The following is a 12,687-nucleotide window of genomic DNA, read 5'->3' as shown; positions in this document are numbered from 1 at the left end:
CCTCACCTCCTTCCTTGCACGGCGGCCGAGCCGGGGGCGCCCGCCCCCGGCCCGGCCGGGATCAGCTCAGCTTCCAGTTCGCGAAGTCCCAGGTCCCGACCTCGTTCGTCGGGAGCCCCGTCGGCTCGAAGCCGGACAGCCGGGTCCGGTACGCCCAGACAGCGTCCGGGTTGTAGAGCCACAGGTAGGGGACCTGCGCGTTCTCGACCTTGGCGGCCTCCTGGAACAGGCTTGTGCGCTCCGCCGGTGCCGCGACAGAGTCGGCCTTGGACAGCAGCCCGTCGAGCTTCGGGTCGCAGAAGTGCGCGACGTTGCCGCCCGCCGGGTAGGACTGGTCGCAGGCGTCGATGGTCGCGACGGTGGACGGCTCGGTCGCGTAGTTGCCGCCGCCGAACAGCGCCATGTCGTACGACTTCTTCTCGTAGGACGACAGCAGCTCGTCCGCCTGCACCTGCTTGAGCTCCACGTTCACGCCGACGGCCTTGAGCTGGCTCTGGATCACCGTCACGGCGGTGTCGCGGTCGCGCTGCCCGGGGATCCACGACAGCGTGACGGGCTTGGACCCGTCCCAGCCGGCCTCGGCGAGCAGGCTCTTGGCCTTCGCGGGGTCGTAGGCGTAGTCGTTCGCCGCGGACGTCGCGAGCTCCCCGTAGAAGCTGGAGTTCACGACCGTCCCGGCGCCGCCGAGCACCTTCTCGACCAGTCCCTTGCGGTCGATCGCGGTGAGCAGCGCCTGCCGGACGCGCGCGTCCTTGAACCGCTTCTGCGACTGGTTGAGGGCGATCCGGGTGAAGCCGGGGCTCTTGGCGGACACGACCTTGACGCCGTCCATCTTCTTCACGGTCGGCAGGTCGGTCGGCGAGACCTGGGCGAGGTCCATCTCGCCGGTGCGCAGCTGCGCGGTCGCCACGTCGGAGGTGACCGGCTTCAGGAACACCTTCTTGACCGATACCGGCTCGCGGAAGTTCGGGTTCGCCTTCAGCTCCACGTACTGGTCGGTCTTGTAGTCGGCGAACGTGAACGCCCCCGAGCCGACGGTCGGCCGGGTGAAGAAGCCGTTGTCGCCGAGCCCCTTCGCCGGGCCCTCGCCGAGGACGTGCCGGGGCAGGATCGGGGTGTTGCCGATCAGTCCCGGCAGCCCCGCCGCCGGCCGCGTCGTGGTGATCTTCACGGTGGTCGCGTCGGGCGCGGTCACGCCCGTGAGGGAGTCGGCCTTGCCGTCGGCGAGCTCCTTGGCGCCCGCCACCGCCGCGAACTTGCCCGCCTGCGCGCTGCCCGTCTCCGGGTCGGCGAGCACGGTGAAGGTGAATACCACGTCCTCGGCGGTGAGCGGCTTGCCGTCGCTCCACTTCAGGCCCGGCTTCAGCTTCACCGTGATCGTCTTGGCGTCGTCCGACACCTCGGGCGCGGCGGCGGCCAGGTGCGGCTTCAGCCCGTAGGACCCGTCCGAGCCGTACAGCGAGTCGAAGATGAACGACATGACGAGCTGGTCGGGCCCGTTGTTGGGCGCGAGCGGGCTGAACGTCTTCGGCTTCTGGTACAGGTACATGTTCAGGACGCCCGCGTCCCCGCCGGCGGACTTCTGGGTGGGGTCGGAGCTGCAGGCGGCGAGCGCGCCCGCCGCGAGCACGCCGCCCAGCGCGGCCGCGGCGGCTCGCCGCCCGGGGCCGCGGGCCCTCGTTCTCCCGGAACGAATGGTCATTGACTGCCTCTTCTCGGCGGTGGCCGGGCACCCGCCCGGCCACTGGTCCGCTCAGCGGACGCGGTTCACCAGGCTTCCGAGCCCGGTCACGCGGACCGTCATCTCGTCGCCTGCGGACAGGAACTCCCCCGATGCCATCCCCACCCCGGACGGCGTGCCGGTGTACAGCACGTCGCCGGGCTCCAGCGTCATCAGCCGGGACGCGAACGCCACCAGCTCCGCGACGCTGAAGATCATCTGACCGGTGTCGCCGTGCTGCCGGACCCGCCCGTTGACCTCCAGGATCACCTCGAGCTTCTGCGGGTCGGGCACCTCGTCGGCGGTGACGAGGTACGGGCCGAGCGCGGCGAACCCGTCGAGCCACTTGCCGTTCAGCCAGTCGAAGAACGCGACCGCGGAGTCCTCGGTGTCGCGGTCGTGGCCGTAGTCCATCTTCCGGGCCGACACGTCGTTGCCGATCGTGTAGGCGCCGACGTGGCCGAGGGCGTCCTCGACCGGGATGTCCTTGCCGCCGCGCCCGATCACCGCGACCAGTTCGGCCTCCCAGTCGATGCTGGGGCTGACCGACGGCAGCGCGATGTCCTCGCCGGGGCCGCTGACGGCGGTGCCGGGCTTGATGAACAGCCGCGGCGAGATCCGCGACTTGTCGAGCGCGTCCCCGCCCGTCTCGGTCACGTGCTCCTGGTAGTTCGCGGCCACCGCGAGGACCTTGCCGGGACGCAGCAGCGGCGCGAGCAGCGTCACCTCGTCCAGCGCGTGCTCCGTGCCGCCGGACGGCACCGAGCCGAGCCCGCCGACCAGCGCCGAGAGGTCGCCGGGGCCGAGGTCGGTGACGCGGCCGCCTTCGACGATCTCGCCGTGGCGGACTCCGCCGTCCGGCAGGCGGTACGTCGCGAGCTTCATGGATCAGACCTCCGGGGAGTCGATCGGCACGGGTGTGCCGAGGGCGAGGGAACGGGCCGCGGCGTCGGTGACGCGCAGCGCGGCGAGGGCGTCGGCCGGGCCGGCCTCGGGCGGCCGGCCGGTGACGACGGCGGTGTGCAGCGCGGTGAGCATCCGGTCGACGGTGCCGGGGCCGTGCCAGGCGGTGCGGCTGCCCGTCACCGTCCGGACGGACGCGCCCGGCTTGGCGGCGTCGACGTCCATGACCCCGCCGGAGCCGCTGATGCGGTACCGGTGCAGCGCCATGCCGGGGGCGTCGACGGTGCCGCGCAGCCGGCCGACGGTGATGGTGCTGGTCATGCCGTGCTCGTGGTCGAGCAGCAGGACGGTGAACCGGCTCCGCTCGCGGCCCGGCACGGCGTGCACGCGGCGGACCGCCTGCCCGGTGAGGGCCCGCACCACGTCCACGGGGTAGAGGCCGAAGTTGACGAGTTCGCCGTCCGGGCACGGGTCGCCGCCGTCGACGAGGAAGTCGGCCTGGACGTTCCAGGGCAGCCCGACGCGTCCGGAGGCGAGCGCCCCCTTGGCGGCCTGGACGGCGGCGCCGAACCGGTGGTGGTGCGCCGGCATGCAGACCAGGCCGGTCTCGGCCGCGACCGCGGCGATCGCCTCGACGCCGGCCGCGTCCAGCGCGAGCGGCTTGTCGGCGAGGACGTGGCAGCCGGCGCGCAGCGCCTCGACGACCCGGTCGGCCCGCTCCTCCGGTGGCGCGCACACGCAGACGACCTCGGCGCCCGTCGCGCGGACGGCTCCGCCGATGTCCGGCCGGTCGCTCTCCACGACCTCGAACCCGGCGTGCGCCCGGAACGCGGGAAGGTACATGTCGTGCTGGTGGTCCTGGGTCCCGAACCCGCCCGACCCCCAGGGCAGCACCTTGAGCGTGCGCATCAGGACGCCTCCTTGAGGACGTCGGCGACCCGGACGGGCTCGCCGGTCGCGATCGATCGTTCGGCGGCGACGCCCATCGCCACGGCCAGCAGCCCGTCCTCGCCGGTCACGAGCGGCGGCTCGCCGGTGACGGCGTCGGCCCAGGCGGCGATCTGGAGGGCGAACCCGTCGCCGCCGCCGGGCGGGAGCAGCGCGGTGCCGGTCTCGTCGGTGGCGGTCCCCGACTCGGCGTCCCAGGGGAGCGTGAGGATCCCGCCGCTCCCGGCGACCATGACGTCGCGGCGGGCGAAGGACGCCGGGCGGTGCCCGCGGCTCATCTCGCACACGGCGGTCGCGCCGCCGGCGAATCCGACCGTCATCTCCAGGTAGTCGTAGATGCCCAGTTCCGTGGCGGTCTGGCGGCGGCCTCGCGCGTACACGGTCTCCGGGGTGTCGTCCGTCCACCAGGTGACGAGGTCCAGCAGGTGGACGCCGTTGTGCAGCGCGTGCCCGCCGGACCGGGCCGGGTCGAGCATCCAGCCGCGCCAGTCCGGCCAGATCCAGCCGCCGAGGATCGCCAGCCGGACGAGGTCGACCGTGCCCAGCTCACCGGAGCGCAGCACGTCCCGGACCGTCCGCGCGTAGTCGTAGTAGCGGTGGCTGTGCGCGGGCATCAGCACCCGCCCGGCCGCCGCGAACGCCTCGACCGCCCGGCGCGCGCCGGCCACCCCGGTGGCGAGCGGCTTCTCGATCAGCAGGTGCGCGCCCGCCTCCGCGACCTCCACGGCGATGTCGGCGTGCGTGTCGTTCGGGGTGCAGACGACGCAGCCGCCGGCGCCGGTCTCCGCGAGCGCCGCGGCGAGGTCGGTGAAGGCCGGCACGCCGCCGTTCGCGCGGGCCGCGGCGGCGGCCCGGCCGGGGTCGATGTCGACCACGCCGGCGAGCTCCAGCCGCGGCTCGGCATGGATCGCGGCGGCGTGCTGCGCGGCGATGAAACCGGTGCCGACGACCAGTGTCCGAAGCGGCACGGAATGGGATTCCATGTCGAGGGATCCTGATCCCCAGGCCATTCACGTGTCAAGGGTTCGCGGGAGAAAAACTTGAGGTCTCCCTGCTCAACCGGAGGCTCCGCAATCGAAGGGTTGACATGGAACGCCTTTCCATGAACTATTCGCCGACAGCGTCACCCATCACTCGCCAATCTCTTGGGGGCTCCCAGAATGACCACCGCCGAGCTGGCCGGGCGCAGGTCCGGCGCGGAACTGCTCGCCGCCGCGCAGGCCGTGATCCCCGGCGGCGTCAACTCCGCCACCCGCCTGGTCGGCGTGCCGCACGCGATCACCGCCGCGTCCGGCGCGTACGTCACCGACGCCGACGGACGCCGCTACCTCGACTACCACGCGGCGTTCGGCGCGATCCTGCTCGGCCACGCCGCGCCCGAGGTCGACGACGCGGTGCGCGCCGCCATCGGGGGAGTCGACCTGGTCGGCTGGGGGGTCACCGAGCCGGAGATCGAGCTGGCCCGGCTGGTCACCGAGACCATTCCGTCCGCCGAGCAGATGATCTCGGCGATGTCGGGCAGCGAGGCCACCGCGCAGGCGGTCCGGCTGTCCCGCGCGGTCACCGGCCGGCCGCTGATCGTCAAGTTCCAGGGCGGCTTCCACGGCTGGCACGACGCCGTCGCCCGCAACGTCATCTCCGCGCCGGACCGCGCCTACGGCAGCGACCCGCTGTCGGGCGGCATCCTGCCGGAGGCGCTGGACGCCACGCTGATCGCCGAGTTCAACGACCTGGACTCCGTCCGCGCCCTGTACGAGGCGCACCCGGACCGGATCGCGGCCGTGATCATGGAGCCGATCCCGCACAACGTCGGCGCCCTCGTCCCGACGCGGGAGTTCGTGACCGGGCTGCGCGCCCTCACCGCCGAGCAGGGCTCGCTGCTCATCTTCGACGAGGTGATCACCGGGTTCCGGCACGCGCCCGGCGGCTACCAGCAGGTCTGCGGCGTCCTGCCCGACCTCACCACCTTCGGCAAGGCGATGGGCAACGGCTACCCGATCGCCGGGCTCGCCGGCCCGCGCCGCCTGATGGAGCACTTCAGCTCGGCGGGCGGGGAGGTGCTCCTCGCCGGGACCTTCAACGGCAACCCGGTCTCGTCCACCGCCGCCATCGCCACCATCACCTACCTGCGCGAGCACCCCGACTTCTACGAGCGCACCCACGCCCTCGGCGACCGCATGCGCTCCGGCCTCACCGGCATCTGCGCCGACCTCGGCATCGCGGCCACCGCCGCGGGCTTCGGCGGGGTGTTCAGCCTCTACTTCATCGAGGGGCCGATCCGCGGCTACCGCGACCTCCTGCGCAACGACCATGCCGCCTACGTGGCCTTCCATCGCCGTATGACCGACCGCGGCTTCCTGATGCTGCCGCTCACCCTCAAGCGCAACCACATCTCCGCCGCGCACACCGAGGAGGACATCGACCGCACTCTGGACGCGGCCCGCGACGTCCTCCGCTCGATCCGCGACGACGGCATCCTCACCCTTGCCGAGTAGACGAAGGGAAACGGTGGCCGCTTTCCAGAGCGGCCACCGTTCCATTTCGGAATGGCTCAGCGCGCGAGCATCAACTCGGCGAGCATGGACGCGCCATCGGATTGCGAGATGACCACCTTGACGTGCTTGGCCGTGGTGGCCCGGTCGAGTTCCGCCCAGGCGATCTGCCCGGCGACGGAGATGTGGCCGGTGCGCACATCGACGGGTTCACCCCAATCCCGGCCGTCCGCCGAGAGGTGGACCGACGCCGTCTCGGCGTATCCGGGTTTGAGGTTCAGCCCGATCCACGACACCCGCTGCGCTTCGGCGAAGCTGAGCGTGAACTGCCGCGGCGCCTCGGGCGTCGCGACGGGCCCGAGCGCCGAATACCAGTACTCCGCCACGCCGTCGACGGCACCGGCCGGCCGGGCGGTGGGGCCGCGCCGGGCTCGGTGGCCTCCGGCGGCTTGGCCTGGACAAAGTCGGACAGCTTGCTGAAGGTGCCGATGATGCTGCCGCGAGCCTCGTCGTAGGGCACGGTGATGAAGTGGTGCCCGCGGACGACCGCCGTACTGGGGTCGGCCTGGTCGACGTTGGGCCCCGCCCGGGCTCGCCTCCGAGGCGGTCGGACGTGGAGGTGGGGAGTGGAGTGGTGGAGAGTAGGAACCCTCGGGAGAAGAAGCGGCTCAGCTATGCCAAGGATCGCCGCAACGCCTACGCGGAGAACGACAAGTCGTCGAGGAACGCGGTACGGCTGAACAAGCGGTTCCCCAATCGCGCCAACCGCCATCGTCTCCAGCGGATCCTTCGAGACGCCACAGGCACCGTTGACGTCGATAAGGCCGGGGAAGTCGAGGAGGTGCTGGCGCGTCGGCGGCCGAAGACGTGGCGGAAGGAGCCCGGTCTACCGCTCGGGGACTGGGTCGAGAGCAGGCTGCAACGGCGCATTCACCAGGAAGGCGAAGGCTCCGCTGACGAGCGCCGCCTTGCCAGAGTTGAGCGGCGCCGCGGCCGACGAGCGAAACTCCGCTCCCTCAGGCAGGCGCAGGTCGCCACCAAGGGGACCGTCGAGCGGCACTGGTGACGCGGTGATCTAAGGGTCACCTTCGACGTGCACGCTGATGTTGTGCTGGTCGAGCGGTACCGGTTCCGCCTGGACGATTACGTGACCAAGCCGTCCAGCCTGGAGAGGCCCTGGTGCGGCGAGGCTCAACTGGCGTTGCCGTAGCGGGCGTCCGCGGTGATGCCGAGGACGTCGTGCAGGTGGACGCCGTCGGTGGCCCAGCGGATGAGGGCGGCCTTGTCGATGAGGTGGATCCCGGCCTTGGCGGAGAAGGCCAGCGCATCACGGGTGTATCCGCTGGTGGTGACGACGAGCATCATCCGGGCCTGGTAGATGGGCCAGGCGGCGCCCGCGACCTTCTGGACGTCGTCGGACTTGACCTTGTTATTCGGGTTGTAGTGCTTGACCTGGACGAGCCAGCGTTCGCCGAGCGCGGCGTCGTAGCCGATCACGTCGCCGGAGAAGTCGCCCGTTCTGCCGGTGTGCTCCGCGTCGACCCCGTCGCGGCGCATGAGGCGCGTGATCGCGATCTCGAAGTCGCGCCAGTGCATGTCCCGCATCTGGGCGAATGTCAGGCTGTAGGAGCTGACCCTTTCCCGGCGTTCCTGTTCGGCGGTCCACAAGGACCGCCAGTAGCGGTCGGACGCGAACGCGAGCAGTGCGAGGGCGGGGAGCGACAGGTACCAGTAGGTGATCGAGAGATGCCACAGGTATGCGAGAAGCGCGATCAGGGCCAGCAGCAGGAGCACGCATACGGCCCATCCCTCAACGCTGCGCGGCCTTCGGGGGAATGCCACCCAGTCCGGCAGCCACCAGGGCCGTAAAGCCCCGTACTCCTCGCTGGACCAGTCGTGACCCATGTGTTCCTCCTGCCAGTTCCCCGTGCCGACGAGGCCGTGGCCAGGATCGAAACACACCGGTCCGACAGGATCCGCCGCAAAGCCGAGACAGTGAGAAACTTGTCCACCGGAGGGCAGGCCAACCTGCCCTCCGCGCCCGGAGACGGCCCCTCAAAGCCGCGGGCCACGAGGCGGGCTCAGGCACGGGATCGAGGAACACTCTCCCGAGAGGACGGTCCTCGACGACGCGTCTCTGGGCCTCGGCAGCCTGGTCCAGTGGATGGACCCCGTCTATCGCGGGTTTGATGGCGTGGGCGGAAAGATGCCCGAGCAGGGTGCGGTAGGTGTCGGCGACTTCCTGCTGGGTGAATGCGGTGAACAGGAAGCCTTCCATGCGCGCGGTTTTCCAGATGAGGTCGGTGACGTCGATGGCGGCCTTCGTGCCGGCGGTGTAGCCGATGCTGACGAGGACTCCTCCGCGCCGGAGGGTGCCGAGTGCCTGGCCGGTGAGGTCGCCGCCGAGGCCGTCGAGGACGACGTCCACTCCTGCGCCTTCGGTCAATCGCGCGACTCCGGCGCTCAGCGTCTCCTGCTCCAGGTCGATGATGGCGAGGTCGTCGGCGCGTGGGACGGCGGCGAGGCGGTCCGCGCCGCGGGCGGTGGAGATGACCCGCGAGGCGCCGAGGATCGGAGCCACCTGCGCGGCGGCGTTGGCGACCGCGCCGTAGATTCCGGGGGCGAGGACGACCTGACCCGGCCGCATTCGTGCGGTCTTGGTGAGTGCCAGCCAGGCGGTCAGGTACCCCGATCCGGTCACGAGGCCGGCGGCGTCGTCGTCGCTGACGTCGTCGGGAACGGGGACGAGGTGACTCGGCGGGACGGCCGCCAGTTCCCGCCAGGTGCCGTCGCGCGTCGTGCCGTAGCCCCAACCGCACAGCAGGACGCGGGCGCCGGGCGCATGCCCGGACGTGCCGGGATCTTCCACGCGGCCCACGGCGCTGGCCCCGGGCACCAGCGGCAGCGGCTTGCGCATCGAGGAGGGCAGGACACCGGTGCGGACCTTGTCGTCGAGGGGACTGACGCCGGCGCGGGCGATCCGGATCACCACGCTGTCGGCGTCCGGTTCCGGCTGCGGCAGCTGGTCGATCCGCAGGACGTCCCGTCCGCCGAACTCGTGAAACCGAACGGCGCGCATCAGGCCAGCCTCTGCGCGTTCAGCCAGACGGTGCCGGGGTTGAGCCGGTCCGGGTAGCGGCGCGTCATCTCGTCGAAGAACGTCTGCGCCGTGGGCTTGTCGGCGAGCACTTGGCGGGCGGTGCGCAGGTATTCGGCGGTCTCGTCGAGGATGCGTGGATGGTCGGGGCGGGTGGCGTCCTTGTGGCCGGCGACCACGGCGGCCGGTCGCAGGTCCCGGACCGTGTCGATGGCGAGCAACCAGGCGTCGATGCCGCCGTCGAGTCCGCCGTCGGCGAGGTACTGGTGCACGTTGTTGTAGGCGACGTCGCCGGCGACGACCAGTCCGAGCGCCGGCACGTGCAGCACCGTGGAATCGTCGCAGTCGCTGTGCCCGACCTCGATCGCGTGCAGCGGGTGCCCCTCCAGGGTGAGGCCGTCGGCCGGAAGCGCCTGGGCGGACACGCGCAAATCTGGGAGCTGCCCTGCATGACGCACAAGTTGCTGTCGCAGCGACTGAAGGACCTTGAGGCCGACGGGCTCATCGAACGCGGCGTGCAGCCCACCACACCGGTGCGGATCGACTACCGGCTGACCGAGAAGGGCGCCGCGCTCGGCAAGGTCCTGCTCGACCTCAACCGCTGGGCGCTGGAGTGGGTCGAACTTCCCGCCGAGCCCTGACGCCGCCACCCTCATGGTGGCCGGTCGACACGGCGCTCGCCGACCCGTTCACCTCTGCCATGGCCCCGTCGGCGGTGGTTCTCGGCGGCCGCCGTTCACCCGCGACTCCGTGACGCCTTCGAGGGGATGCGGGCTGTCCTCCGGGAGCAGAACATGTACTTCATCAGCGGGTTCGCGAGCATGGGGGCCAGACAGTAGACCGGCGGGGAGACCGTGGTCGTGCAGATAGCGCTGGATCTTCAGCCCGCCGCTCACGGAGCCTCCGCCTGACCGTTTCGCCGGATCGCCCGGATCATCGGCTTCGATCGGGCTAGGCTACCGACCGTCTGGACGGTCTGGAGAAGGAGTGCCATGCGCGACAGAATCCTGGACGCGGTCGAGCGCATACTGATCGCGGGCGGCGCCGACGCGATCCGGCTGGACGCCGTCGCCGCCGAGGCCGGGGTCAGCAAGGGCGGGCTGCTGCACCATTTCCGGTCCAAGCGCGCGCTGATCGAGGGGGTGCTCGGCCGTCTGGTCGAGCGGTTCGAGGCCGAACTGCCGCCGCCGGGCTCGCAACCCGGATCGTTCACCCGCGCCTGGCTCGACGCGACCATTCCGGAGAAGGACGGACCACCGGTCGATCGCTTCGATCAGGTCGCGGTGGCCCTGCTCGCCGGGATATCGGGCGGGCCCGAGGTGCAGGCCGTGCTGCGCCAGTGCTACGAGCGCTGGCAGCAGCGGATCTGCGAGGACGGGCTCGACCCGGCGACCGCCACCCTGGTGCGGCTCGCCGTGGACGGCTGGTGGATGGCCCGGCTGCTCGGCCTCGCCCCACCGCGCGATGGCCTGCACACCGAGGTGCGCGCGCGGCTCACCGCGCTGATCGCCGAGGAGGACTGAATGCCGTACGTGCTGCTCGGCGCGGGCATCGTCGTCGCCGGCGTGACCGTCATGAACCTCGGCGGCGGGGTGAGCCACGGATGAGGCCGGACCGGCTGCTCGCGGCGACCAAGGTCGCCATGTTGCTCACCGACATCGGATTCCTGCTCTACTGGGCGATCGCCTGCGGCGGCCTGATCCCTGCCTCGATGGCCTACAAGGACTACGCCGATCCGGTGATGAGCGACTGGAACACCTCATTCCTGCCCCTCGATCTGGCCGCGAGCGTGACGGGGCTGCTGAGCCTGTGCAGGCCACGCGGGTGGCGCACGTTCATGGCGGTGTCCCTCACCCTCACCAGCACTGCGGGCCTCCAGGCCATCACGTTCTGGGCCTTGCGCGGCGACTACTCGATGACGTGGTGGGTGCCGAACCTGTTCCTGCTGCTCTTCCCGCTGCCCGCCCTGGCCGTCCTGATCCGGGCGGTCTCCGGCGCGACGACGCCGACGGCTGACCCGCTGGCCGAACGCGACGACCAGCGATGAGTCCTGCCTGCGGGTTCCCGAGGCCCGATGGCGTCGGTGCCGTTCGTACGACGACCGCCGTTTGCGCTCGGTCACCGGTAACACGCCGACTGCCGAATGCGAGGCACCCCACTACCGTCCAACCAACAAACCAGTGACAACTAGTGCCAGGTATATCGGGCTTCAGTGAATCCGGCACACCTCAAGGCACCGTGGTGCTGTGGGGGGGCAGGTGACGAGTTGGCGATGTGGTCATTTCCTCAATGGCGCGGGGCGGTCGGGCGCGGCCGTTGTCGCCCCGCACAATGATCGCCGGGAAGATTTGAGAGCCTGCCAGTTCATCCGCGTCCGCTCGGACAGCATCATGACGGGCGTCACGTCCATCCCCCCGCCGGGGCCATCCGAGAAGGATCGTCATGCGCACCCCCCGTACGTCCGCAGCCCTGCTCGGCGCCGCCCTGCTGGCCGGCGCGCTGACCGCACCGCCCGCCCTCGCCGAGGCCCCGAACCGGGCGCCGACCACGGCGACCCTGGCCGCCGCGCCCCGGCTGGCCACGGCCGCCAACTTCCGCGACCTCGGCGGCTACGCGACCGCCGACGGCCACCACGTCCGCACCGGCGTCGTCTACCGCTCCAACTCCCTGGCCCACCTGTCGACCGCCGACCAGCAGACGCTGCTCGGCCTCGGAATCACCCTGGACGTGGACCTGCGCAATTACAAGGAACGTTCGGAGGACCCCGACCTGCTTCCCGCCGGGATCGCCTACCAGGTCGCCGACGTCGAGGACCTCACGCACGGGATCTCCTTCGCCAATCCGGCGCTGGGCAGCCTGCTGTACGGGCTGCTGATCGGGCTGGTGACCGGGTCGTCCAACCTCGGCCAGTCCATCGCCTACCCGTTCATGGTGGACTTCAGCGGCGCGAGCCGCGCCTACCACGACCTGCTCACCTCCATCGCGGCCAACCCCGGCGCGACGGTGTTCCACTGCACCGCGGGCAAGGACCGGACCGGCTGGGGTGCGGCGGTGCTGCTGACCATCCTGGGTGTCCCGAAGGCGACGGTGAACCAGGACTACATGGCCAGCAACACCTACCTCGGCCGGTCGGACGCCGTGGAGTCCGCTTGGCTGGACGAGGCGTTCCATGAGGTCGACCAGGCCTACGGGAGCTTCGACAACTACGTCCGCAACGGCCTGAAGCTGAGCGACGCCACCGTCGCAGCGCTGCGCTCCCGGCTGCTTACCTCCTGATCCGCCCGGACCTACGGCCGTCGGCTCCGGTTCCACGAACGATCAGGTGCCACCGTTTGCGCTTGCTGAGAAGTACGTCCGGGGCCGTCGCGGAGCCGTGGAGCAGATGGGCATTCCCAAGACTCAGGTCAGCGAGATGTCCAACATCTTGGACGCGCAGGCGGCCGCATTCGGAATCTCCCTTTGGAGGGGGTGTCGCATGCGTTCGTGTGGGTGGACGCATCGTCATTTGTAGGTTCCGCTGGCTACCC

The 12,687-nt window shown here is 70.9% G+C and carries 14 protein-coding genes; 6 read left to right on the top strand and 8 right to left on the bottom strand.

From position 1 onward, the window contains the following. Nucleotides 1-61: 61 nt before the first annotated feature. From ACGFI1_RS24100 to ACGFI1_RS24085, 4 genes are read right to left on the bottom strand one after another with little or no spacing between them, the layout of a single operon-like run. Nucleotides 62-1,702 carry an ABC transporter substrate-binding protein gene (locus tag ACGFI1_RS24100; RefSeq protein WP_392788033.1) on the bottom strand — a complete coding sequence of 547 codons (1,641 nt, stop codon included), beginning with the start codon at nucleotides 1,700-1,702 and terminating at the stop codon, nucleotides 62-64. A gap of 51 nt (nucleotides 1,703-1,753) precedes the next feature. Next, nucleotides 1,754-2,605, bottom strand: a complete 852-nt coding sequence (locus ACGFI1_RS24095; protein ID WP_138631943.1) for a fumarylacetoacetate hydrolase family protein — start codon at nucleotides 2,603-2,605, stop codon at nucleotides 1,754-1,756. Between the two features lie 3 nt (nucleotides 2,606-2,608). Then, complete coding sequence (locus ACGFI1_RS24090; protein ID WP_364553292.1) at nucleotides 2,609-3,532, bottom strand: Gfo/Idh/MocA family protein; 924 nt, start codon at nucleotides 3,530-3,532, stop codon at nucleotides 2,609-2,611. Further along, nucleotides 3,532-4,554, bottom strand: coding sequence for a Gfo/Idh/MocA family protein (locus ACGFI1_RS24085; RefSeq protein ID WP_387077641.1), 1,023 nt, complete (start codon nucleotides 4,552-4,554; stop codon nucleotides 3,532-3,534). Before ACGFI1_RS24085 ends, ACGFI1_RS24090 begins: the two co-directional genes overlap by 1 nt. A 177-nt stretch (nucleotides 4,555-4,731) precedes the next feature. Between ACGFI1_RS24085 and ACGFI1_RS24080 the strand changes: the two genes are divergently transcribed. After that, nucleotides 4,732-6,066, top strand: coding sequence for an aspartate aminotransferase family protein (locus ACGFI1_RS24080; RefSeq protein ID WP_392788028.1), 1,335 nt, complete (start codon nucleotides 4,732-4,734; stop codon nucleotides 6,064-6,066). Between the two features lie 56 nt (nucleotides 6,067-6,122). Here ACGFI1_RS24080 and ACGFI1_RS24075 read toward each other — a convergent pair whose 3' ends face one another. Next, nucleotides 6,123-6,449, bottom strand: a complete 327-nt coding sequence (locus ACGFI1_RS24075; RefSeq protein ID WP_386873218.1) for a hypothetical protein — start codon at nucleotides 6,447-6,449, stop codon at nucleotides 6,123-6,125. A 227-nt stretch (nucleotides 6,450-6,676) separates the two neighbouring features. Between ACGFI1_RS24075 and ACGFI1_RS24070 the strand changes: the two genes are divergently transcribed. After that, the gene (locus ACGFI1_RS24070) at nucleotides 6,677-7,129 is read left to right on the top strand and encodes a hypothetical protein (RefSeq protein ID WP_392788025.1); all 453 of its coding nucleotides are present in this window, start codon (nucleotides 6,677-6,679) and stop codon (nucleotides 7,127-7,129) included. A gap of 125 nt (nucleotides 7,130-7,254) precedes the next feature. On the opposite strand, the gene ACGFI1_RS24065 is transcribed toward ACGFI1_RS24070, so the two are convergent. Genes ACGFI1_RS24065 through ACGFI1_RS24055 form a run of 3 tightly spaced genes read right to left on the bottom strand, consistent with a single transcriptional unit; the run spans nucleotide 7,255 to nucleotide 9,585 of the window. Continuing rightward, nucleotides 7,255-7,857 carry a restriction endonuclease gene (locus ACGFI1_RS24065; protein WP_392788023.1) on the bottom strand — a complete coding sequence of 201 codons (603 nt, stop codon included), beginning with the start codon at nucleotides 7,855-7,857 and terminating at the stop codon, nucleotides 7,255-7,257. A gap of 16 nt (nucleotides 7,858-7,873) precedes the next feature. Next, nucleotides 7,874-9,142, bottom strand: coding sequence for a quinone oxidoreductase family protein (locus ACGFI1_RS24060; RefSeq protein ID WP_392788021.1), 1,269 nt, complete (start codon nucleotides 9,140-9,142; stop codon nucleotides 7,874-7,876). Continuing rightward, nucleotides 9,142-9,585 carry a hypothetical protein gene (locus ACGFI1_RS24055; RefSeq protein WP_386873228.1) on the bottom strand — a complete coding sequence of 148 codons (444 nt, stop codon included), beginning with the start codon at nucleotides 9,583-9,585 and terminating at the stop codon, nucleotides 9,142-9,144. Before ACGFI1_RS24055 ends, ACGFI1_RS24060 begins: the two co-directional genes overlap by 1 nt. A gap of 24 nt (nucleotides 9,586-9,609) precedes the next feature. On the opposite strand from ACGFI1_RS24055, the gene ACGFI1_RS24050 reads away from it, so the two are divergent. From ACGFI1_RS24050 to ACGFI1_RS24035, 4 genes are all read left to right on the top strand, one after another. Continuing rightward, complete coding sequence (locus ACGFI1_RS24050) at nucleotides 9,610-9,801, top strand: winged helix-turn-helix transcriptional regulator (RefSeq protein ID WP_386873230.1); 192 nt, start codon at nucleotides 9,610-9,612, stop codon at nucleotides 9,799-9,801. 351 nt (nucleotides 9,802-10,152) lie between these two features. After that, complete coding sequence (locus ACGFI1_RS24045) at nucleotides 10,153-10,683, top strand: TetR/AcrR family transcriptional regulator (protein ID WP_392788018.1); 531 nt, start codon at nucleotides 10,153-10,155, stop codon at nucleotides 10,681-10,683. A gap of 80 nt (nucleotides 10,684-10,763) precedes the next feature. Continuing rightward, nucleotides 10,764-11,207, top strand: coding sequence for a DUF5360 family protein (locus tag ACGFI1_RS24040; RefSeq protein ID WP_392788016.1), 444 nt, complete (start codon nucleotides 10,764-10,766; stop codon nucleotides 11,205-11,207). A gap of 395 nt (nucleotides 11,208-11,602) precedes the next feature. Further along, complete coding sequence (locus ACGFI1_RS24035; RefSeq protein ID WP_392788013.1) at nucleotides 11,603-12,436, top strand: tyrosine-protein phosphatase; 834 nt, start codon at nucleotides 11,603-11,605, stop codon at nucleotides 12,434-12,436. The last annotated feature ends 251 nt before the right edge of the window (nucleotides 12,437-12,687 follow it).

Origin of the sequence: Actinomadura geliboluensis (genome assembly GCF_043197915.1) — a bacterium.
Classification (GTDB): Bacteria; Actinomycetota; Actinomycetes; order Streptosporangiales; family Streptosporangiaceae; genus Spirillospora; species Spirillospora geliboluensis.
This window is presented reverse-complemented; position numbering and strand designations above follow the sequence as displayed.